We start from the raw sequence: 23,315 nt of genomic DNA, 5'->3' as shown, positions 1-23,315 counted from the left end.
TTATGCTTTTATTGCTAACCTTGCCAGCTCATAAGGAATATCTGGTAATAATCTGAATAGACATAATTGAATACAACTATAGGTAAGCTGAAACGGATCTGTGCTTTTTTTCGTCACGCTTGGTTTTGGGACTCGAATCAGGACAAACACTGTCGGATAAGATACCAACATCCGAGCATATCCCTGGCTCTATGCATCAAGCACATCTAATGCCGTTCGGCGGAAACAGGTACAGGCTTCTTCCCATGAGACCAGACGTTCATCAAACACCATTGGCACGACGAATTGTTGATAGCGCTCTTTATAAACAGGATTATTCACTAACTCTTCCAGCCCCATTTTTAGTTCTTCAATGGGAGATTCGCAGAACTGTGGGTACTGGTTACCGTAACGTTCAATATCCTGCTTAATGCATTCCTGTACAAAGCGCTTTAATACAGGGATATCAGATCCTTTTTCTCTGACAATACAAAAATTGTCGTAGATATGGCGTACCAGTGACTCATCCACCCCACGCTCCAGATGCCGCATACTTGCAGCTGTTCTGCGTATCATAGAAATCAGCTTTTCAGCCTGTGTACTGGCGATGGTGGCACATGGAAAAGCGTCCACCACTTCGCCCTTGTTCGTCAAATCTGTTATCAGTGAACGAATATCACGAGCTTCCGGTGCTTCAAGCAACTCCGTTTCCATCAATTCCAGTTTGATAAATGGTCGTAAGCAGGGAGCTTGTGCGTATACTTGCGGGTAACGCACTGGAATCTCATTGTAACGATATTCATCCCGAGTGACTTTAGGATGCTCTTCATCAAAACGAAAAGTACCCGAAGCCATAATCGTTTCAGTAATTACCTGAATAATATCTTTACGGATATTTTTACGCTGATTCCTGGAGTATTGTTGTGAGAAATCAGCGACAGGAACCAACTTGATATCCACATCTTCTGACATCCTGTTCAAGGATATTCCCGCTTTCGACAGCGCAGTTCCTCCGGAAAAAACCAGTTGATGGGTATAAAAGGTCAAAGGCCCGAGTAGACGCAACAACTCAACGATGTAATGATCTTTCTCTACAATTGCGACAGATTCAATCCCCAACGCATCCGCAACATCAGGGAATAATTTTGTTAAATCATCCATTTAATTTGCTGTTCCCTACTGACAAGATTCTCTTAAAACGCGGTGAAGTTTTGATTTCCAGCGAAGCGGGGATCTGAGTGGATTTACCGTTATTGTAGGCACTGCTGGCCCCTACCAGGCGATAATCCACTTTCAGAAGTTCCAGTGCTTCAATCACCACCGCAGCGGAACCACCGGGTGCCGCAGGCATTAACTTCCCGGTAATCGCGTTTTGCCGCGCTTTGGTATAGATCCCATAACCCACTTTCAGTAATTGCCCTTCTTTCACCAGTTCGCGAAGTGCTCTACCAACCTGATCGTAGCCTGAGAGATCTTTGAAATCGTCACGAGTGAAAACATAACGCTTTGAGCGTTTCAGTCGTGACTGAATACGAGTTTTTGTAGTCATGCCGTCCTCCTTTGGCTATTTTTTCATCATAGCAAGCATACGACATTTTTAACAGCAAACATACGATACTTAGCCTATTTTGTAGCCAACATTTCCGGATAGTGTTTCGCGATAAGGAAAGTGAATAAAGTATGGGGGGCTTTGCTACCAGACTATGTACGAAATCACTCCTATACGTTGGTGGCAAACACTGTTTATGTTCGTGTCCGTATTATCCACAACTTGGGAACAGTTTTGTCTCGATAACGGGTATCGTCAGCGCCGTTTTAATGATGGCGCTACCTGGTAGAGAAAGAGGAATTTTGGAAAAAGGTCCTAAATTAGTGGACCACTACATTGCGGATGCGAAGCAACATCACGGACATCGTTATGCCCGTTTTCGCGGGTTGCAGAAAGTGCAAATACAATGTCTTTTGGCGGAAATTGTTCAAAATATCAATATGATAGCATTGCTGATCGCGATGCTTTGTTGTTTTTATCTCTGGAGAGCGAACCTGTCAATACAAGCGAAGTAAAAATAACATCCTGACGGACGATTGAATCGGGTCAATGAGGAAAATGAATTGTATTATGATTCGTAATGAAAGGAACAAATCCCATTATTTTCAATGGGGTTTGTCAGCGGTCTGAGGCAGTACTGTAGGTACTGCCTTAATAGAATAGTGAGCATGTTACTCACCATTCTCCATGCTCATTGATTGCTCTATTTTACGAATGACCAAATTTGGCAATTGGGTTAATCAGATTATCAGCAAACTGTAAACTTTGAGCCGGATCAGCTAAATCAAGCATCTGGCGGTTATTCGCTATTTGCAGGCGGTTTAGACAGCAGCGTTTAATCTCCGGTGTAAATAGATCGTAACGCACAAATTGTTCACGTAATTCAGGATGGTTGTGCTGATAGCTTAAAATACAATCTGCTACGGACTGCCAGAAAAGATCCTGTGAATAGCTACCCTGTTCATCCAGTATGGCAGCCAGATAGCGGAATATACCGTCAAACACATCAGATAAGATGGTCAGTGTTTTCATCTCTTCTGGCATGTCTACTTTGACTCGGCTCGCTTTTTCCGGTAAATCGGCGTCGGGATTCATGACCAGAATCTCTTCCGCTAAATCTTTCATGAAGATGTGCTGTGGAATATGGTTTTCCAATACCATGATGATGTTTTCGCCGTGTGGCATAAACATCAGATCATAAGCGTACAAACAGTGTAACAGCGGCGCAAGATAACTCTCTAAATAGCGGCGTAACCATTCCTGAGTAGACAGGCCGGATGCTGAAATTAACGCAGGCAACAGGGCATTCCCTTGCTGATCACTGTGCAATAACGCAGCCATCGTCATCACTTGCTGCCCAGGTTCAATGAGTTGCAATGGGTTTTCTCGCCACAGTGCCGCCATCATTTTCTTGTAAGGCGTATCACTACTGATCGCTTGTTCGTAATAGCTGTTTTTGAATCCAACACTGGCGACTTCCCGTAAAATTTTAAAACGATAACGTTGCAAGATGGGATCTTGTGTTACCAAATCGAATAGCCAGTCGTTAATGCCTGGCGTCGTCGCCATATAATAAGGTGATAAACCGCGCATAAATCCCATGTTCAGGATGGATAACGCCATTTTCACGTAATATCGCTGAGGATGAGTGCGATTGAATAAGGTACGGATCGATTGTTGCGCCTGATAGGTATCCGCACCAATACCAAGGTAGACCAATTTCTGATTAGCGATATCGGGCGCAAACACTGATGCCAACTTGTTCTGCCATTGCCAAGGATGAACTGGCATCAGGAAATAGTCTTCGGGATTAAGGTTAAGCGCGATCAACTGCCGGTCAAATTCAGCTACTGTGGTTGTGCCTAGCTCTTGTTCCAGCAACTGTTGATAATTGAGTTGCTCTATACAAGCAAAATGCGCTTTGCTCTTATGTGCGGCCAGCCATACTAAATGCATAGCAGAGGCGGCTTCGGGACTAAAGTTCTGAAAATCACCGATATCAAAACCAATCCGGCCATTATTGGCGACGAAAGAGGGGTGCCCTTCCATCATCTCTCCTTCCAACGCCTGAAAATCAGTGTTCACGAGATCCATTGCACTGATACCGACTCTGTTATGCTTAAAAGCGCTGCTATAGAGAGTACTGGTAATTTCTTCCAGATAGGTGGGCATGACGACATCGCTGATGCCAAGCTGTTGTTTAAACTCAATAATGAATAGCAAGGAATCGAGTTCTACAGCTTCCCCGTTGGCATGTTTCTGTAACGAATCGGCATCAATCAGCCAGTGATCCAGTGCCATACGCCGCGCCCGGAAAGTATAGCTGACCAAAAGGTCAGTACTATTCAAACGGTAACTATCCAAACGGTAATGGTGATATCCGTCACTGTCTGTTTTTTCAGTTAACTGTTGAGGCGTGAGTAAACATTCATGTGAAAATTCGGAAATAGCTTTACACAAGTGCAGACGATTAACTTTTTGCCAGACGGCAGGTTGCAAATGTGTGGCATTTGTCACCAGTGATCCCGGGGAAGTTGATATTGTCGCTTGGTGTTCCCGCTGTAACGCAATCTGGTGCTGTTCTCTGGTACAAAAGGCTAATTTGGCTGTTTTATGAGGTAATACCAATGCCTTCTGATAAACAAAACCCGCCCGCAGATTAAGCTTGTGAATTTTCTCATTGCGTATATCAGGTTCAACCACAATTCGAGCCACGGCAGGATCGCTGAAAATAAAGGCCATGATGGTTTGGAAAATTCCCCAAGTGAAATGCCTGATTTTTTCTTGCGGCGGGGCAACCAGAATGTGCATTCCCATATCATCTGGATGTGACGGATAATATTTTCCAATCAGATCATCTTGTGCGCGATAACACTCTAATAGAAAAGCAGGTTGTTCCTGATAGATGCCAATAAATACACTGCCAGGATGGCGGGATTCTAAATCCTGATAAAATTCCCGTACTTGTTGTTCGGTATTATCTTGCATTCCCCAATAATGAGCGTAATCCCGGTTAACCCAATCAGTTAATATGGGAATATCCCGTTCCAGATCCAGTGGACGTAATGCAAAACTGCCTATTTCAGGCAAGGATTTTTTAAATAGCGTAGGATTAAAGACGGACATTAGCATGCTCCTTCGGTGTCGACGCTGAACTGCTGGAAAGCAATACTTTTCTCAATCGGGTAATGTTCAATACCGGTAATTTCATAAATCAGGCAGGAGTTGCGATAACAGGCCATTCCCAGATCCGGCGTGACGAAACCGTGGGTATGTAACTCCACATTCTGTATGAAAATGGTGTTGCTCTGATCAATGCTATAATTACGTTGTACAGCATAACGTCCTTTTTCATCCCAATGGATAAGGTGACGTATACCTTCAATAAAAGTTGGAATTTGGTATTGATAGCCGGTTGCCAGAACGACCCCTTCTGTATCGAGAGAAAATGCTTTCTCCTGCTCATGTTGGAATAATGCCAATGTTAGGTCACGGCCATTGTTAGCATGGCTAACTTGTTGTAATTCACTATTAGTATATAAATTAACGTTTAATTCACCGTTTAATCGTTTGGTGTACATTAAATCGAAAATATCATTGATTAATGAACTGTTGATACCTTTATAAAGCTGCTTGTGGGACAGATTTAATGCATCACGCTTTTCGCCCGGGAGACTATAGAAATAATCTACATATTCTGGCGAGGTCATTTCCAGAGTCAGTTTGGTATATTCCAGTGGGAAAAAACGTGGTGAGCGGGTAAGCCAATTAAGCTGATAATTGAATTTATCAATATCGCTGAGTAAATCGTAAAAGATTTCCGCTGCGCTTTGTCCACTCCCCAGAACGGTAATAGATTGTTTTTGTTGTAAGGCTTCTTTGCTATTCAAGTAATTACCCGATGTCACCATCTGATCAGAGAAGGGTTGGCAGCACTTTGGAATATAAGGTGAAGGCCCGGTACCTAATACCAATTTTTTACAAATAAATTGGTGTTGCTGCCCAGTTAACGTATCTGAACAATGTAGTGTATATAGCGAAGCGTCTTCATCATAGCTGATGCTATCAACGCGAGTGTTAAAGCGTAAATTGGATAACTGTTCTGCCGCCCACTGGCAATATTGGTTATATTCCTTACGCATCAGGAAAAAACTTTCCCGAATATAAAAAGAGTATATTCTTCCTTTTTGTTTAATGTAATTAAGGAAGCTAAGTGGGTGCGTGGGTGATGCCAAGGTCACTAGATCTGACATAAATGGGGTTTGCATGGTGGAGTTTTCCATCATCATTCCCGGATGCCAGTCAAAGCCCGGTTTTTGATCGATGAACAGGCTATGAACATCTTTTAGCGGCTGAGTTAAACAAGCCAGTCCGAGATTAAAAGGGCCTATGCCAATGGCGATAAAATCATAAAGGCGAGTTGTCATAATTTCTCCTGGTGAACAGTATTAATCTTCGTTTAGTTGTTATTATGGATTGCCAGAAAATCATTTCCGTGCATTACAATGTTGTGCACAATTTCTTGTAAATGTTGCTGGTTTGTTGCCGGGTTAAGGAAAGTAAATTTCAGATATTGTCTGCCATTGACTTTGGTTCCCGCAATGACGGTATTGCCTTCACGGAATAGCGTCTTACGAATGGCCGCATTGACGGCATCAATATCTGTAGCGGGTAATTTTTGTTTAGGAATAAAACGGAAAACCAAAGTACTTAGCTCTGGATAATGAATAAGTTCAAAATAGGGATTCTGCGCCATTAATCGATAGGCATCCTGAGCCGTATCGACAACTTTATCAAAAGCTTGTCCAAGTCGTTTTGCGCCCATAATTCGTAATGTCAGCCACATTTTCAACGCATCAAAACGACGAGTTGTCTGGATACTTTTATTGACCAGATTGGGTGTGCCTTCTTGTAACGCACTTAGCGGATTCAAATATTCGGCATGATAAGTCAGATGGGATAAGTGTTTCTTATTTTTGACGAAGAAAGCACTGCAACTGACTGGCTGGAAGAATGACTTGTGGTAATCCACCGTGACAGAATCCGCTAAATTGATGCCTTCCAGTAGATGAGCGCGACGAGGCGAAACCAGTAAACCGCATCCGTATGCCGCATCCACATGTAGCCAGATACCATACTGCTTGGCGATAGCTGCGATAGGGTGAAGTGGATCAATACTGCCGAAATCCGTGGTGCCGGTTGTCGCGACAATGGCGAGAGGAATGTTGCCTTGTGCGATACATTGGTTAATGTTTTGTTCCAATGCTTGAGGGTCCATACGGAACTCACTGTCATGAGGAACAGAAACCACGGCGTTGTATCCCAAACCAAGGATAGCAGCGGCCTTTTGTGTACTGAAATGGCTGACTGTCGAGGTAAAAATACGCAGTTTATGGAAATCCGCCGGCAGACCATGTAGCTGATTTTTATGTTCAGGATCGCGTTGATGACAAAAATGGTCCCGTGCTAGTAGCATTGCCATCAGATTTGATTGGGTGCCGCCACTAGTAAAGATACCATCGGCATTTGTACCTAATGCCATTTTATCTCGTGTCCAGTCGAGAACTTTTTGCTCTATTAGTGTCCCGCCAGCGCTTTGATCCCAGGTATCCAATGAGGAATTAATCGCGCCAATAATGGTTTCAGCCAGAACGGCGGGTAATACCAATGGACAATTAAGATGGGCGACATACTTTGGATGATGAAAATAAACAGCATCTTTAATATAAAGTTGTTGCAACTCATCTAAAGCCTGGTTTAAAGAGGTAAGGGGGAGATCTAAATTCACTTTAGAAAATAGTGGAGATAACTCATTGGGTAATATCCCACTGAAAGGCTTATCCACCTGCTGTAATATTCTCTTTATTCTGGTAATGACATTATAAGCGTCATCAAGATAGTCTCCAGCACTATGCATATTTAAGAAATATCTGGAAAAATCTTCGTCCGTTATATGACTATCTTTTGTGGGTGAATGGTCTAATAGCAGAGCGTCTCCGTACATTATATGTCCTTATTATTTCATATATAGGTTATTATTTGGTTATTGCCCAACATAGTTGATTTTATTATGTGTAGTATTTGGTTAGATTAAATAACTGTTGAATAGTAGCGCGATTAAATCATAATAATCTCTTTCTGCCGGAACAGATAAGAATTAAAAATTATAGAATAGAATGTTAGTGTCTACTTTCTACCTTGGATTCCAAAGGGCAATCATGGCAATTACCGACGCCAGGCAGTTTATTTCTTTGGCAACAAGTGCGACGCTGCATATTGTTGTGCCGTAAGATAACAGTACGGTAAAGTGGATTATCTCTACCATCGGGTAGTTGTGGTTCCATGAAAAGACCATTTATAATCTCTTGATATAACTTGCTATTTATTCTTGTGCTGAATTCAGCAAGATACCAATGCATAATATAACCGATATTATTCCATAGAAGCCGTCCATTTATCCCTTGATATGATTCGATCTTTTCACATACAGGAATAATATGGCGATCCAACAGAGAATAATGACGATGGAGTAACGATGAAGGTGTTTCATTCAACCAAGTTAAATGATAATAAACAATATCTGGCCTGCCACTGTCATGGAATTCAACCCGAAAAAGATTGTAATGAGTATCCACTGCTTGTGGATATTCCAGCAACATTAACATCATTGGGGGAATAACCAAACCAAAATACCATTGCGCCCATAAAGAATACAGCGCTTTTTGGTTAGGTTTTATATTGTTGTCACCGTAGTATTCATCTTGATAGCGCTGAATTAATACCGGAAATTCTCTTGTATCTGACCATTGGGGGAAACTCATGCTGGCAGCAGGGATATTATCTGCATTTACTCTCATGGTGGCAGTAAAATGGCTAAACGTTTGTTCAAATAACTGGATAATATCTTCAATTACCACTGTGGTTAAAGGGGTAATTGAATTGTTTGTATTTGACACCACCAACTCCCTGTTTACATGTTCATACTGCCTGATTGTAGTATCTTACATATGACTAATCATTGTAAATATAATTATGATAATTATTATTATTATCATTGTCATTATCAAGTAGTAAATCTTTTTGGCGCCTATATTGCTTGTTAATACAGCAATATAGGCAGCTCATTCCCGGCTCAGACGGGGTTATATTTGGGAATAATCAATGGCTTACCTGATTCTGGATCACAAATAATACGGCAAGGGAGACCAAACACATCGGCGATACTCTGTTTGTTGATAATCTCTTCTGGTACCCCTTCGGCATAAATTTTACCATCCTTCATCATAATTAAATGTGAAGCGTAACGTAGTGCCAGGTTGATATCGTGCAGTACCAGCACCAACGTTTTTCCCTGTAAATGTAAACGCTGACAGAGATCGAGCATTTCAATCTGATGAGTGATATCCAGATAAGTGGTTGGTTCATCTAACAGTACGATCGGTGTTTGCTGTGCCAAGGTCATCGCAAACCAGGCGCGTTGACGCTGGCCGCCGGAAAGTTCACTCACTAACCGATGTGACATGTCCTGGAGTTCGACGGCATGTAAAGCTTCATTAACGACTTGTTCATCTTCTGCTGACCACTGTCGTAAAAAGGATTGATGAGCGTAACGCCCACGTGAAACCAAATCGTATACGGTCAACGCTTCGGTGATGACTGCCCCTTGTGTTAGCAGAGATAGCTCACGTGCTACCGCTTTGGGTTTGTAATGTCGAATATTGCGCTCATCGAGCAGAATTTCACCGTGCTGTGGGGTGATACCTCGGCTAATGGCGCGTAGCAGGGTCGATTTTCCACAACCATTCGGGCCAATGATGACGCTGAATTCACCATCACGAATAGCAATATTCAAGCACTCAACAATCGTCTTTTTTCCGTATGCCAGCGAAAGATCTTGGGCAGTCAATCGTGAAGCGCGAGTTGGGGAATTCATCTCAAGTGACATTACTTTGTCCTCCTTAATTCAGCGTACAGCAAATACATCAAATAGACACCGCCTACCCCTGCGGTGATAACGCCTACTGGCAGACGTGCCGAAGTAGGAAGTAGCAAAGTAATTAAATCGGAAGCGAGTAGTAGTAATGCTCCCACCAGTGCGGAGCAGAACAGAGCAGCGCCTTTTGCCCGTACCAGGCGGCGGGCAATTTGCGGCGCGGAAAGTGCGATAAACGCCACTGGCCCGACAACCAGTACCGCCATAGAGGCCAGTAGTACCGCCAGTAATAGACTCATAAGCTGAATTGTACGGACTGGTACTCCGAGCGTATTAGCAACTTCATAGCCGAGATTGACGTAGTTTAATTGCCGTCCTAACCAAAAGAGAAAAGGGGCAAACAGTATCGTTCCATAAATTAACCCAACATCTTGCCAACCTCTGTTGGCGAGGCTGCCGTGCAGCAGTGAAGCGAGTTGCTGTGCTTGCTCAAGACGTACATTCGAAATAGCGAAATTAACAAATGCCATACAGAGGGCGGCGATAGCAATCCCGGAAATGACAATTTTGGTTGTCTGCATCTGTCCAGAGCGACTAATGTTTCCGGTGTATACCAATAGTACTGCAAAGCTGGCCCCCAGCAGCGCACCTAAAGGAATCGGCAATACTCCCGGCCAGATGATCAATGTGGCGACTATGCCAGCAGCAGCGCCGGCATTAACGCCGATAATATCTGGGCTGCCGAGTGCGTTGCGGGTCGTCAGTTGAAAAAGTGAACCTGAGAGTGCCAGAGTTGCACCTGCGCCGATAGCCACTAATGCGCGGGGTAAGCGTAGCTGTGTGAGAATAAATTCCTGATAAGGGGTTGAGGTTGCTAGCCAAAGGTTATCAAGACCTTGTTTACCCAGTGCCAGAGAAAGATAAAATAGCGCTGCAAGTAGTAACAATATCAACAAGATGGCTCTTTGAGTCCGTTGTGGAGGCACAAGAAAAACAGCGGTTCCCAACATAAAGGTGCGAGTTTTTGCCGGTCTAGATAGGTTAATCTGCGACATAATTAACTCCACGATGGGTTTTAATCACCAGATAGAGCAACGGCCCACCGATTCCCGCGGTGATAATTCCCACCATGATCTCCCCGGGGGCTATTACCAACCGTGCCAATATATCGGAAGTGAGCAAGAGGCAAGGCCCGGCGAACAAGCAATAGGGCAGTAACCAGCGAAAATCGCTGCCAACTAAAGCCCGCATCAAGTGAGGTGCAGCCAAGCCGATAAAGGCAATAGGTCCCGCCATCGCGGTAGCCACCGCCGCCAGCATGGTGGCAGAAATAAGTGACAATACGCGGGTGCGGGCAACATTAGCGCCAAGCGAGTTGGCGATACTTTCACCAAACACCATCACATTCAGGGAAGAGCTGAGTGAAAGGGTCAATATCAAGGCAAATAACAGATAAGGTATCAGCGAACTCGCTTCTGCCAGAGACATTGCACTGAGCGATCCAATGGTCCAGAAGCGGTAGTTATCCAATACATGGGCATTCATTAATACAACGCCTTGCACAAAAGCAAATAAGCAGGCGTTAATGGCGGCACCGGTTAATACCATGCGCACCGGATTGCTATTACGTTGTCCGCCACTGAGCAGGTAGAACAACAATGTAGCTAGACTTGCGCCAATAAATGCTGTCCAGAAGCGCGGAAGTTCATCCAGCATGGGGATGAAAGAGAAACTGACAACCACAGTAGCCGCTCCGGCATTGACACCCAGTAAGCCCGGTTCGGCTAACGGATTACGCAGCAATCCTTGCGTTACGGCCCCGGAAAGCGCCAGTGCGGCACCGGCCATAATGCCGATTAACGTGCGTGGCTTGCGGGCATTGATGACCAGATCGCTATAGCTGCCGCTGTCGCCTAACCAATAGTGATGCCATATGGTTGAGAGTGGCAACGTTTTTGCGCCCAAACTCAGACTGGCAATAATACAAATCAAGGTCAGCAGTATCATGAAACCTAAGCCAAGCAGCAGTAGGAATCGGCGTTTAGGATTTGTCATGATGATTTAATTGCCTCTGCCAGAATCGGCATAAATTGTGATAAACCCCAGCGCAAACTAAGCGGTGTACCGTAAGACATAGCAACAACCAGTGATTGGTCGGTTAGCGGAATATAACCTCCCTGATGTACAGCTCGGATGGATTGAAATAACGGCTGTGCTTCCACTGCTTTACGTTCTTGTTCATTATTGAACCAAGTTACTAAGATATCAGCGCCATTAAGATAATCCGCATTTTCCAGTCCTATATTGGCGGCGAAACTGCCGAAGGGATCGGCCAGTGTGCTGACCGATGGCAGTAGAGTTAAACCAAGATGGACTAAGGTATCGACGCGAGGATCGCCTTTGACGTATATCGATAGCATATTACTGCTGATACCCGCCTTGATATAGGCGAAAGTATAGCGATTGATATGTGGGATGGTATTGCTTGCCTCACGTAATGTAGCATTCAGCTCGGTGGTGAGTTTTTCTCCCTGCGACTGCTTATCTAGCGCACGAGCAATTAATTCAATTTGTTGTTGTGGTGTCGTAAGCCAAGGATGAGAAGGATAAGCGATCACTGGGGCGAAATGTGATAAATGGTCATAAACCTCTTGGGTGATGCCTGATTGGGTTGCCACGATCAGATCAGGCTTAAGGTTAATGACCTTCTCAATGTCCAACTCAGGATACATGTCTATTACGGTGGGTAAAGTGCCGCCACGCTGTTGCACCGCTTGTTTAAACCACGGCAGATAGCCTTGTTCATCTCCACCCCAACGATGGGATTCAATACCGATCGGCACGATACCGAGATCCAGTACGATATCTTCCGCTCCCGCACCGAGGGCGACAACCCGCTGAGGTTGATGTGTAATCACCGCCGTACCCAATGCGGTAGTAATTTGTTTGGGATAGCCGGGCTTATCTGACGATGCGTTGTTTGTGCTGGCTGACTTATCACAGCCAGCCAATAGACTGATCAATAGCATCAGCGGTACGGCAAACCCTTTGCAACGCTTCAATTTCATTGTTTGCCTTCCTTCAAATAAATAGAAACATAAGGTTCGCCGTCCGCAGTGTCATTATGACTTTAAACTCAGAACTTATAACGCAAGATCGCTTCAATGTTGCGAGGTGCGCCATAGTAATACTGAGAATATTGGCCGAACTGAGTATAGTAGGTCTTATCAAAGACGTTATTCAGGTTAACCGTCAAAGAGAGATCCGGCGTGAATTGATAACGGCTCATGAGGTTAACCACCGCGAAACTGTCTTGTTTCGCTTGCATTGAGGTCTTTTCAGGCCCTTTTACTGTTGACCAGGTTTCATCCTGCCAAGTAACACCACCACCAATGGTCAGATTGCTCATCGCACCTGGCAGGGTGTAGGTGGTAAACAGTTTAAACAGCCTGTTTGGCGTATTGGTATTGATTCGCACACCATTAGGATCTGTTGCCCGGAATTGCGTATAACCAGTATAAAGACGCCAGTTATCTGTCAGTTGACCACTGATTTCTGCTTCGAACCCGCGGGTTTTGGTGCCGTCTATCGCATAGTAAGCGATGGAATTATCCGGCAACTTCACGGTATCTGCCTCTGGCAGATTATCCTGACGGATTTCAAACAGTGCTAGCGAGTAATCGAGACTATTATCGAAAGCGACACCTTTTAGACCCGCTTCATAGTTTTGTCCTGATACTGGGGCAAGTAACTTATTATTGCGGTCGCGGCGGTTTTCTGGGTTGAATATTTCGGTATAACTGGTGTAAACCGATAAATCTTGAGTGATGTTGTAGATTAGCCCGCCATAAGGAACAAATTCGTCACTGTAGCTGGCATTCTGTGCTGTACCAAAGTTATTACCGCGTGTTTGCCAACTGGTTACCCGGCCGCCGAGGATCAAGGTCAGCGGATCTGCCAGAGAAATTTGAGTGACGGCATAACCTGCGGTCTGTTCATTACGCCCTTTTGAACCAGAAGTTCGCGTATTACTCCACTCTGGTTCAGGATATTGCCAGCCAGGAGAGGTGAAGTCACCCAGTCCGGTGCAACTGCCCTTGAGCATACAGGTTGCGCTGAAGTAATCGTTTTGGAAATCCTGTTGCTGATGATTTAAACCGAAGCTGACATGATGAGTACGGCTAAATAATCGATAGTCACCGTTCACTTGTAGATCGTAGTTCTTCTGACGTCGATTACCATCAATAAGTGTCATACTACCTGGTTTCATACCCATATTGGTGATGCGGTTAGGAAAATCAGTTTGATTTGCCCACAGAACCTTCTCGTCGAGTGTATTATTATCGTAAGTAAAGGTGCCCTTTATACTCCAGCCATTGTCAAAGTTATGTTGCAGGCTGGTAAAGGTAGAGAAAGACCGAATCTTTGAGAAAGCCCAATCTGGTGCGTAGCTGTCTCTGCGTTTATAGTCTGTTTTGCTGCCGTCTGCAAAGTAGATCGGCAAACCACCAAACATACCGCCACGGGTGTGATTACGTTGATAATCAACGCCTATAGTCAGCAAGGTATTTTCTGTCAAATCCGCTTCAAGAACGCCATAGAACGGGTATCTTTCGTGGTTATTGCGATCTATAAAGGAGTTGGCTGCTTGATAAGCTGTGATAAAACGTCCGCGTAGGTTGCCACTGTCATTTAACGGACCAGAGAGATCAAGGCCAGTGCGCCATTTATCCCAAGAACCGGCTCCGGCAGAGAATTCGCCACGGAAATCGCGGGTCGGACGTTTACGAATTAGGTTAACGGCTGCCGAAGGATTGCCGGGGCCGACCATCAAACCGGCCGCTCCACGTACCACTTCGATACGATCAAACAGGTCAGCATCCAAAAGATTGTCACCGTAGTTAAAGCGGGTATCGTAGTAGGTCGCAACCCCATCACGCAGGATGTTATTGATGCTCATGCCACGAGAAGTAAACCCGAAACGATCGCTATCAAACTGGCGTACGCTCATACCGGTTGTGCTATCGATGACGCGATTAACACTGTCCAGATTTTCGTCAAGCATACGTTGTTTAGTCACGACACTGACGGTCTGTGGTGTTTCACGCGCTGAAAGATTCAGTCCGGTGGCGGTGACCATCGACGTGGTATTGTACATCCCGGTGTCTTCGGTCACGCCTTCATGTTCTGCTCGTGAAGCGGTAACGAGTATCTTGTCATTTTGGGCAGCGGTTTTATCGCTTGTATTTTGCGCACTTTCCGTAATTGCATAACTATTGCCCATCAGTACTAACTGTATAGTCATTGCAAGAGTTGTTTTTTTAATCATATAACCCTTTTGCAAAAACGGATACATCACTTTCTTACTATTCATTCCATCCCCAAATTAAGTCTTTTGGTATTTATCTATGTTGATATTTTTATTTATTGCTGTTCGGCCTGATGAAGAGTAACCGAGTATTCATGGCGCAAAGCGTATAGCGGGTTAACTAAAGTTCCGGCAAATTTGAGATTCTTTTCACGATCGTCGAGATCGATCATCTGTTGATTATTCGCCATTTGCAGACGATTCAGACAGGTACGAACAAATTCCCGCTTAAACAGATCGAACTTACGGAATTTCTCAATCTGATGTAGATGTTGTGATTGATAATTATGGACACAGCGTGCAACCAGTGACCAGAAATGCTCTTCTGGTAGATTGAGATCTTTTTGCAACAGTGGAATCAGATAGCGGAAGAAACAATCGAAAATATCAAGGAAGATATAGTTAATCTTCATGTCGTCTTCGATAGTGACATGTAGGAAATTAATCTCTTTAGGCAGTTGAAGATCGCCATTCAAAATAGCAATTTCTTCACCAATATCTTTCATCAACATTTTTGTCGGGCTGTTATTATCCAATACCAACATTAGGTTTTCGCCATGTGGCATAAACACCAGATCATAGGTGAAGAAAGAGCGCAATAATGGAGAAAGGTAAGCATCGAGATAACGTGACACCCACTCTTCTGATTTTAAACCTGAATCCTTTACTAAAGCGGCAATGACGGAATTACCTTGATGATCAACATGCAGCAACGAAGCCATTGTCATCAAGCGTTGGTTATCTTTCAACAGCGTCATTGGGCTTTCGCGCCACAGCGCTGACAACATTTTCTTATGTGGACTGTCTTTTTTAATAGCTGATTCAAAGTAGTTATTGAAATAACCGAGAGCAGCACGTTCCCGTAGTACGGTAAAACCTTTCTGTTGGAAGAAACTGTCATTATGGACTAAGTTACTGAGCCATTCGTTGACTGATGGGGTTGTGACCATGCTGTGTGGGTCGAGCCCGCGCATGAAGCCCATGTTCAATACCGAGAGGGCGGTCTTAACGTAGTTCTTCTTCGGTTGAGTAATATTGAAGAAAGTACGGATAGATTGCTGTGCGAGGTAGCGATCATGACCTTCGCCAAGATAAACAATATTATTATTGGCAATATCTGCCGCAAAGCTGATGGCAATACGGTGCTGCCACTGCCAGGGATGGAGAGGCATCAGATAATAATCTGATGGACATAATCCCAGCGTATTAAGATGACGTTCAAATTGCGCCGGCAGGTATTTCCCTAGCTCTTCTTCTATTAATTGTTGGTATGAGAGATCGGATAGCGCGGAGAAAATAGCTTTATTCCTGTGTACCGCAATCCAGATTAAAGTCACCGGGCTGGCGCTTTCAGGCGCATAGCGCTGATAATCATCGGCATCGAAACCAATGCGGCCATTATTCGCAATAAAGACCGGATGGCCTTCACTCATTGCCGTTTCAACAACTTGATAATCAGCATGAGCTAAATCTTGGGCTGTCAGTCGGTTGTACTGATATTTAAAAGCGTGACCGTAGAGGGTGCTAGATATCTCATCGAGATAAATCGGCAGCATTTTTTCCGGGATTTCCAGTAGCGAATACAACTCAATAATCAGTTGAATGGCATCAAGCGGCTGAGATTGCTTCTCCTTGAATTTGGTTACGGATGCGGCATCAATATCAATATGATCGAGCTGATAAGCCTCCGCTTGAAAATGGTATTGGTAGTCACCTATTGCCAGAGAATACTGTTGCTGTCCATGATAGGTAGGATTAATCAATTTTTCGTGATACAGCTCACGTAATATTTTTGTCACCAGGTGGCGATTGGCATGGAGCCAGTTCTCTGCGTTGAGGTGCAGAGTGTGATTATCAGAGTTAATATGTAGTGAACTCATGGTGATAACAATCCCTATTCATAATCAAAAATCCTATCCAACATAGTCGCTATACACTGGAAACAAATCGGTACGCTTAATTCTGAAACTTTCGAATATAAGCATTCTTTTTCCTGGTATTCATTCCGATTCTCTTAGACAGGTGACTTTTGGGGTATTCAATTTTGATAACATTAATACAAATTATTATCATTAACAACTGTGTAAGTGTAAGGATTTACTCTATTTTTGCCTAAATAGCAGTCAAAAATGCGGCGTTATGGCGCTGCGTTGGGATGAGTAAGATGAATTGGGGGAGAATTTTTGATCGGCTGTAACCTTTAATTAAACCTGCTTTTATACCGAGATGATGTTCAATGACATGCTGTAATTATTTCGAGAGTGAGATAGCATAATGCCCAGACGTTTTGAAAAGCGTCTGTGATTTTTTAATATGGTTGAGGAAAAGCGTGTCTACCGCAGAGGTCATTAATACGATATCACTGACAGAGCAGGTATTGCGGAAAACCTTTGGTTATTTGCAATTCCGGCCTGGCCAGCAACAAGTTATCAATACCATTCTTGAAGGGCGTGACTGTTTGGTCATTATGCCGACTGGTGGCGGTAAATCATTGTGTTACCAAATTCCGGCGCTGGTACAGGAAGGGGTAACTTTGGTTGTTTCGCCGTTGATCTCTTTAATGAAAGATCAGGTGGATCAACTGCGGGCAAATGGCGTTGCGGCGGATTGCTTGAATTCAACTCAGGCCCGTGAACAGCAAATTGATGTAATCCGGCGTTGCCGTCAGGGAATGGTTAAATTGCTGTATATCGCCCCTGAGCGCTTGATGATGGATAACTTCCTTGAGCAACTTCTGGAATGGCAACCCGCAATGCTGGCTGTGGATGAAGCTCATTGTATTTCACAGTGGGGCCATGATTTCCGGCCGGAATATCGGGCGTTGGGACAGCTAAGGCAACGCTTTCCGACATTACCTGTCATTGCGTTGACGGCGACCGCAGATGAAACTACCCGCAATGATATTGTCCGACTACTGAATCTTAATAATCCACTTATCCATATCAGCAGTTTTGACCGTCCCAATATCCGTTATACCTTGATAGAAAAATACAAACCATTAGATCAACTGTGGCTATTTATTCGCGGTCAAAAAGGTAAAAGCGGCATTGTTTACTGCAACAGCCGTAACAAAGTTGAAGAGATATCAGAGCGTTTACAAAAACGTGGCTTGAGTGTTGCGCCATACCATGCCGGGTTGGACAACAGCCAGCGTGCGCGGGTGCAGGATGCATTTCAACGTGATGATTTGCAGGTAGTGGTGGCAACCGTGGCATTTGGTATGGGAATTAATAAACCTAATGTTCGGTTTGTGGTGCATTTCAATATTCCACGTAATATCGAATCCTATTATCAGGAAACGGGACGTGCTGGACGTGATGGTCTGCCGGCGGAAGCGGTGCTGTTTTATGATCCCGCGGATATGGTATGGCTTCGCCGTTGTCTGGAAGAGAAAGAGGCGGGTACACAGCAGGATATTGAGCGGCATAAGCTCAATGCGATGGGGGCTTTTGCCGAAGCACAAACTTGCCGCCGTCTAGTGTTATTGAACTACTTTGGTGAAAGTAAGCAAACCCCTTGTGGTAACTGTGACATCTGCCTTGATCCGCCGAAAAATTATGATGGTTTAGTGGATGCCCAAAAAGCGCTTTCTTGTATTTACCGGGTTGGACAGCGCTTTGGTATCGTCTATATTGTTGAAGTACTTAGAGGCGCGAATAATCAGCGTATCCGTGATATGCGACATGATAATTTACCGGTTTATGGTATCGGTAAAGAGCAGAGTCAGGAACACTGGATTAGTGTATTGCGGCAGCTTATTCATTTAGGCTTTATCAGTCAAAACATCGCCAACTATTCTGCATTACAATTAACGGAAGCTGCGCGTCCGATATTGCGTGGTGAAGTTTCACTAAAACTGGCTGTTCCACGAATACAGAATCTGAAAGGGCGTAATCAGCAAAGTAAATCATATAGTGGTAATTATGATCGCAAACTATTTGCCAAGTTACGTAGATTACGGAAATCTATTGCTGACGAAGAAAATATCCCGCCTTTTGTTGTGTTTAATGATGTCACGTTGATTGAAATGGCAGAACAATGCCCGGTTACGGCTGATGAAATGTTATTAATCAACGGCGTGGGGCAACGTAAACTGGAGCGTTTTGGTAACGTCTTTATGGCCTTAATTTGTGAACATCTAGAGGAGCTTGAATAGTCTGAGGATAATTGATGACGCCAGAAATGTTAAAAGAAAGCTGGCTCAATCGTGAGGCACAGTTCTCTGCTTTTGCCAACGGGCCGTTATTAGACTTTTGGCAGGTCAGGGAAGAGTGTGAGTTTATCGGTATAGATAATATACTGATACGTTATGTCCGTTTTTGTGCAACAATAAAAAATTATAGATCGGTTGTTATCTTTCCAGGTCGTAGTGAAAGTTATATCAAATACTCGGAAGTGGCATTTGATTTTTATCACCTTGGCTATGACGTATTTATTATTGATCATCGTGGGCAGGGGCGATCCAGCAGGATGCTTGCAGATCCACAAAAAGGGCATGTAGAAAAATTTGATGACTATATTAATGACGTTGAAATATTTATCGAAAAAGAAATTCTTCCTCGTCATTATTCTCACTGTTATGCGTTAGCCCATTCAATGGGGGCGGCAATATTAGGGGGATTTTTATTACGTCACAGCCAGATATTTGATGCAGCAGCCCTTTGTGCTCCTATGTTTGGTATTAACTTTCCCATGCCACGTTGGTTGGCGACTTTCCTGGTTAACCGGGCTGAAAAGCGGCCGGATATGCGTAACCATTATGCGGTGCTAACTGGGAAATGGCGTCCGTTGCCTTATTCGATAAACCTTCTGACACACAGTTACGAACGTTATAGCCGTTACCTCCGTTATTACGCGGATTATCCGGAATTACGTATAGGTGGTCCGACATATCACTGGATACGGGAAAGTATTTGGATTGGCGACATGCTGATAGAAAAAGCCGGAGAAATTGAGACACCATTGATAATTTTAAAAGCCAGTGAAGATAAGGTCGTTAACAATTGGAAATTACGGGCTTTTTGTGAATCACGTAACAAAGTGAAGGATTTCATCGAAGGACAATCACCTTTGATTATTCGAGGGTCGCGTCATGAGATCCTGTTTGAAAAAGATAAATTACGTAGCCAGGCACTTAATGCCATTTGTGATTTTTTTGACCGGAATTGATTCAATTATAGGAACTATAACTATGTATCATATTGTTGCTTCAGATTTAGATGGCACTTTGCTATCCCCTGATCACAAATTAACTTCTTACACCAAGGAAACCCTTAATTTACTGACCAATAAAGGCATTCATTTTATTTTTGCCACTGGTCGTCATCATGTGGACGTTGCGCAAATCCGAGATGTTCTTGGTATTGATGCTTATATGATCACTTCCAATGGCGCTCGGGTACACAACGCTGTGGGTGAACTGGTTTTCAGTCACAATGTTGATCCTGAGATTGTGCATGAATTGTGTCTAATGGAATTTGATAACGCTGATATTCTGACGAATTATTACTGCCATGATCACTGGTATATGAATCGTGAATGCCCTGAGCAGAAAGAGTTTTTTCAGGAATCCGTGTTTCATTATCAACTTTTTGAGCGTGACAACTTCAAAACCGATGATGTATGCAAAGTTTATTTCACCTGCGGCGATCATGATCTATTAGTGACGTTGGAAGAGAAAATCAAAGCGCGTTGGGGCGATAGAGTCAATGTGAGTTTCTCGTTGCGCAATTGCCTGGAAGTGATGGCGGGTGGGGTGTCGAAAGGTCATGCACTTGAGCGGGTAGCCCAATCTATGGGCTATAAATTGAGTGATTGTATTGCTTTTGGTGATGGCATGAATGACTTTGAAATGCTGACGGTAGCAGGTAAGGGCTGCATTATGCAGGATGCTCACCAGCGTTTGAAAGATATCTTGCCAGATATGGAAGTGATTGGCTCAAACGCTGATGATGCGGTTTCCCATTATTTGTGCAAAATGTATCAGGTTTAATTTATTATCCACTGTAATCACAGCGCTGTTGGCGCTGTTTTTTATTAATTTTCTTCCTCATCAGGGGGACCTAAGCGATCCAATTCTGCCAGAATCAACGGAATTTGAGCTTCTAAATCGGCGGGTCTTTTATCTTTACTCCACCAGATAAGCGGCTCACGACGTTTATAATCCACCTTACTGACTGCCTCTTTGCCGTTTAATAAAAATTTCACCATAAAAGCCAGCGCCAAACCTTTATCATTGCCACTGCTTAAAAAAGCAAAAGAATAACTGCTGACGTTAGGGATAAAACCACGTCCGATAAGTTGATTGTTCTCATCCAGGCCATAAACTTTGAGGAACAGAATATTAGTTTTTTCTGCCATACCGACTTGGGGATAACGAGCGGCATAAGCTTTGCCTTTATACCAAGTATAAAAGATCTGCCGTTCGCGATCGATAATTAATGGTGCTTGTCTCTGGGAAAAGAATACTCCCCAGATAAATACAGGGGTAATCAATAAATAGAGTAGCAGAAATGCAATATCAACCTTAAACAAATAGCCACTGTTTTCAAAGTAGTTATAACGGTAATATAGATATTTCCTCAAAGAGATCTCTTTATCATTGCCAATATAACGTATATCTTCCATATCCGCAGGTAAATCATTACGTAAATAAAACTCTTCACCATAATCTTTTTTTGCGTAACCAACCCATCGATGAATAGCTTGCTCATTTTTTTCTCTTGATTCTATAAAATCGTTAACGTTTAACACCAGACTACTAATAATCCCTAGGGTTACTGGGATCAAGTTAATACTCCTAAAACGGCGTTGAGGATTGCGGATATGACACTCCTTATCATCAAGGTAGTCCAATATTTCTACATGTTTAATTGTTTCCTCATCCTTAATATCTGGTGGTGCTGCCAGAAGTTCTTTTTCCCAGCGAGCTAGCCGTTGGGATGGCAGTGGATGGATAGTGGGAAACCACTTTTTAAGTAAACTTTTTAATGCTGCTTTCATTCGGAAAGATCTCCATCAGGGGGACCTAAGCGATCCAATTCAGCCAAAATCAACGGAATTTGAGCGTCTAAATCGGCGGGTCTTTTATCTTTACTCCACCAGATAAGCGGCTCACGGCGTTTATAATCCACCTTACTGACCGCTTCTTTGCCGTTTAATAAGAATTTCACCATAAAGGCGACTGCCAGCGCTTTATCATTGCCACTACTTAAGAAAGCAAAAGTATAGCTGCTGACATTAGGGATAAAGACACGTTCGATAAGGTTGTTATTTTCATCCAGTCCGTAGACTTTGAGATACAGAATATTGGTTTTTTCCATCATACCTAATTGTGGGTAACGGGCGGCATAGGCTTTACCTTTGTACCAAGTGTAAAAAATTTGCCGCTCACGATCAATAATTAACGGCGCTTGTCTCTGCCAGAAAAATACACAATAGACAAAGGATGGAATAATCAGCAGATAAAGTAACAGGAAACCTATATCGACTTTAAAGATATAGTTACTACTAGGGTAATAGGCATAGCGATAGTGTAAATATTTTTTCAGAGAGATTTCTTTATCATTACCAATATAACGGGCATTCTCCATATAATCCGGTAAATCATTGCGTAGATAAAACTCATCACCATATTCCTCTTTTACTAAATTAACCCATCGATGGATAGCTTTTTCATCATTTTTACGGTCTTCGATAAACCCGCTAATATTTAGAATAAGACTACTGATAATCCCTAATGTTACAGGGATTAGATTAATACTCCTAAAACGGCGTTGAGGATTACGGATATGGCATTCTTTATCATTCAGGTAATCCAGTATTTCCATATTCTTAATAGTTTCCTTATCCTTAATATCTGGAGGGACTGCCAGAATTTCTTTTTCCCAATGTGCCAGCCGTTTAGACGGCAGTGGATGAATAGTGGGAAACCATTTTTTAAGTAAGTTTTTTAATCGTTGCTTCATTCGGAAAGATCTCATCAGGGGGGCCCAGGCGATCCAATTCTGCCAGAATCAACGGAATTTGTGCCTCTAAATCAGCGGGTCTTTTATCTTTACTCCACCAGATAAGCGGCTCACGGCGTTTATAGTCCACCTTACTGACCGCCTCTTTGCCGTTTAATAAGAATTTCACCATAAAGGCGACTGCCAGCGCTTTATCATTGCCACTACTTAAGAAGGCAAAAGAATAACTGCTGACGTTAGGGATAAAGCCACGCCCGATAAGTTGATTGTTCTCATCCAGGCCGTAGACTTTGAGGAAAAGAATGTTAGTTTTTTCTGCCATGCCTACTTGTGGATAACGAGCGGCATAGACTTTACCTTTATACCAAGTGTAAAAAATTTGCCGTTCACGATCGATAATTAATGGGGCTTGTCGACGTAAAAAAAACATAGCCCATACAAAAGGTGGAATAATCAGTAGGTAGAGTAGCAGGAAACCTATATCAATTTTAAAATAATAGTCACTATATTCATAATAAT

General features: G+C 43.4%; 18 protein-coding genes and 2 pseudogenes. 5 read left to right on the top strand and 15 right to left on the bottom strand.

What is annotated here, in order from left to right; translation table 11 throughout:
• Positions 1 to 189: 189 nt before the first annotated feature.
• Positions 190 to 1,140 carry a nucleotidyl transferase AbiEii/AbiGii toxin family protein gene (locus tag EAE93_RS17720; RefSeq protein WP_036809949.1) on the bottom strand — a complete coding sequence of 317 codons (951 nt, stop codon included), beginning with the start codon at positions 1,138 to 1,140 and terminating at the stop codon, positions 190 to 192.
• Positions 1,133 to 1,528 (bottom strand): DUF6088 family protein, encoded by a 396-nt coding sequence (locus EAE93_RS17715; RefSeq protein ID WP_036809950.1) that lies wholly within the window; start codon positions 1,526 to 1,528, stop codon positions 1,133 to 1,135. The genes EAE93_RS17720 and EAE93_RS17715 overlap by 8 nt, the downstream gene beginning before the upstream one ends.
• A gap of 154 nt (positions 1,529 to 1,682) precedes the next feature.
• Between EAE93_RS17715 and EAE93_RS25140 the strand changes: the two genes are divergently transcribed.
• Positions 1,683 to 1,817, top strand: a complete 135-nt coding sequence (locus tag EAE93_RS25140; protein WP_258151998.1) for a hypothetical protein — start codon at positions 1,683 to 1,685, stop codon at positions 1,815 to 1,817.
• Positions 1,818 to 1,860: 43 nt separating this feature from the next.
• A pseudogene (locus EAE93_RS17710) lies at positions 1,861 to 2,043 on the top strand (transposase); the annotation flags it as partial.
• A gap of 193 nt (positions 2,044 to 2,236) precedes the next feature.
• Here EAE93_RS17710 and EAE93_RS17705 read toward each other — a convergent pair.
• The 10 genes from EAE93_RS17705 to EAE93_RS17660 all read right to left on the bottom strand — a co-directional run bounded on the left by EAE93_RS17705 (position 2,237) and on the right by EAE93_RS17660 (position 16,709).
• The gene (locus tag EAE93_RS17705) at positions 2,237 to 4,654 is read right to left on the bottom strand and encodes a GNAT family N-acetyltransferase (protein WP_036809956.1); all 2,418 of its coding nucleotides are present in this window, start codon (positions 4,652 to 4,654) and stop codon (positions 2,237 to 2,239) included.
• A complete protein-coding gene (locus EAE93_RS17700; protein ID WP_036809958.1) occupies positions 4,654 to 5,955 on the bottom strand; it encodes a lysine N(6)-hydroxylase/L-ornithine N(5)-oxygenase family protein in 1,302 nt (433 codons plus the stop codon). The genes EAE93_RS17705 and EAE93_RS17700 overlap by 1 nt, the downstream gene beginning before the upstream one ends.
• Before the next feature lie 32 nt (positions 5,956 to 5,987).
• Positions 5,988 to 7,532, bottom strand: coding sequence for a pyridoxal phosphate-dependent decarboxylase family protein (locus EAE93_RS17695; protein WP_036809961.1), 1,545 nt, complete (start codon positions 7,530 to 7,532; stop codon positions 5,988 to 5,990).
• A 175-nt stretch (positions 7,533 to 7,707) separates the two neighbouring features.
• Positions 7,708 to 8,484, bottom strand: a complete 777-nt coding sequence (gene fhuF / locus EAE93_RS17690; RefSeq protein ID WP_040150946.1) for a siderophore-iron reductase FhuF — start codon at positions 8,482 to 8,484, stop codon at positions 7,708 to 7,710.
• Positions 8,485 to 8,660: 176 nt separating this feature from the next.
• Positions 8,661 to 9,473, bottom strand: a complete 813-nt coding sequence (locus EAE93_RS17685; protein ID WP_214040233.1) for an ABC transporter ATP-binding protein — start codon at positions 9,471 to 9,473, stop codon at positions 8,661 to 8,663.
• On the bottom strand, positions 9,473 to 10,516 hold the full coding sequence (locus EAE93_RS17680) for a FecCD family ABC transporter permease (RefSeq protein WP_214040232.1): 1,044 nt from the start codon (positions 10,514 to 10,516) through the stop codon (positions 9,473 to 9,475). Before EAE93_RS17680 ends, EAE93_RS17685 begins: the two co-directional genes overlap by 1 nt.
• Positions 10,503 to 11,516 carry a FecCD family ABC transporter permease gene (locus tag EAE93_RS17675; RefSeq protein WP_036809973.1) on the bottom strand — a complete coding sequence of 338 codons (1,014 nt, stop codon included), beginning with the start codon at positions 11,514 to 11,516 and terminating at the stop codon, positions 10,503 to 10,505. Before EAE93_RS17675 ends, EAE93_RS17680 begins: the two co-directional genes overlap by 14 nt.
• On the bottom strand, positions 11,513 to 12,529 hold the full coding sequence (locus EAE93_RS17670) for an iron-siderophore ABC transporter substrate-binding protein (RefSeq protein ID WP_036809976.1): 1,017 nt from the start codon (positions 12,527 to 12,529) through the stop codon (positions 11,513 to 11,515). Before EAE93_RS17670 ends, EAE93_RS17675 begins: the two co-directional genes overlap by 4 nt.
• A gap of 68 nt (positions 12,530 to 12,597) precedes the next feature.
• Entirely contained in the window at positions 12,598 to 14,835 is a 2,238-nt protein-coding gene (locus EAE93_RS17665; protein WP_110086240.1) for a TonB-dependent siderophore receptor, read from the bottom strand.
• 50 nt (positions 14,836 to 14,885) lie between these two features.
• Complete coding sequence (locus tag EAE93_RS17660) at positions 14,886 to 16,709, bottom strand: IucA/IucC family protein (RefSeq protein ID WP_036809978.1); 1,824 nt, start codon at positions 16,707 to 16,709, stop codon at positions 14,886 to 14,888.
• A gap of 449 nt (positions 16,710 to 17,158) precedes the next feature.
• Between EAE93_RS17660 and recQ the strand changes: the two genes are divergently transcribed.
• Genes recQ through yigL form a run of 3 tightly spaced genes read left to right on the top strand, consistent with a single transcriptional unit; the run spans position 17,159 to position 20,821 of the window.
• Positions 17,159 to 18,985 carry an ATP-dependent DNA helicase RecQ gene (gene recQ, locus EAE93_RS17655; protein ID WP_036809981.1) on the top strand — a complete coding sequence of 609 codons (1,827 nt, stop codon included), beginning with the start codon at positions 17,159 to 17,161 and terminating at the stop codon, positions 18,983 to 18,985.
• 14 nt (positions 18,986 to 18,999) lie between these two features.
• The gene (gene pldB, locus EAE93_RS17650) at positions 19,000 to 19,998 is read left to right on the top strand and encodes a lysophospholipase L2 (protein ID WP_036809984.1); all 999 of its coding nucleotides are present in this window, start codon (positions 19,000 to 19,002) and stop codon (positions 19,996 to 19,998) included.
• Between the two features lie 22 nt (positions 19,999 to 20,020).
• Positions 20,021 to 20,821 (top strand): sugar/pyridoxal phosphate phosphatase YigL, encoded by an 801-nt coding sequence (gene yigL, locus EAE93_RS17645; RefSeq protein WP_036809986.1) that lies wholly within the window; start codon positions 20,021 to 20,023, stop codon positions 20,819 to 20,821.
• Positions 20,822 to 20,865: 44 nt separating this feature from the next.
• Here the strand turns inward: yigL and EAE93_RS17640 are convergent, their stop codons facing one another.
• The 3 genes and pseudogenes from EAE93_RS17640 to EAE93_RS17630 all read right to left on the bottom strand — a co-directional run.
• The gene (locus EAE93_RS17640) at positions 20,866 to 21,831 is read right to left on the bottom strand and encodes a hypothetical protein (RefSeq protein ID WP_214040231.1); all 966 of its coding nucleotides are present in this window, start codon (positions 21,829 to 21,831) and stop codon (positions 20,866 to 20,868) included.
• Positions 21,828 to 22,796 carry a hypothetical protein gene (locus EAE93_RS17635; RefSeq protein ID WP_214040230.1) on the bottom strand — a complete coding sequence of 323 codons (969 nt, stop codon included), beginning with the start codon at positions 22,794 to 22,796 and terminating at the stop codon, positions 21,828 to 21,830. Before EAE93_RS17635 ends, EAE93_RS17640 begins: the two co-directional genes overlap by 4 nt.
• Positions 22,768 to 23,315: pseudogene (locus EAE93_RS17630) on the bottom strand (hypothetical protein); the annotation flags it as partial. The pseudogene EAE93_RS17630 and the gene EAE93_RS17635, both read right to left, overlap by 29 nt.

Source organism: Photorhabdus akhurstii (assembly GCF_018448925.1).
Taxonomy (GTDB): domain Bacteria; phylum Pseudomonadota; class Gammaproteobacteria; order Enterobacterales; family Enterobacteriaceae; genus Photorhabdus; species Photorhabdus akhurstii.
The sequence above is the reverse complement of the archived record's forward strand: the minus strand, read 5'-3'. Positions and strand labels throughout refer to the sequence as shown.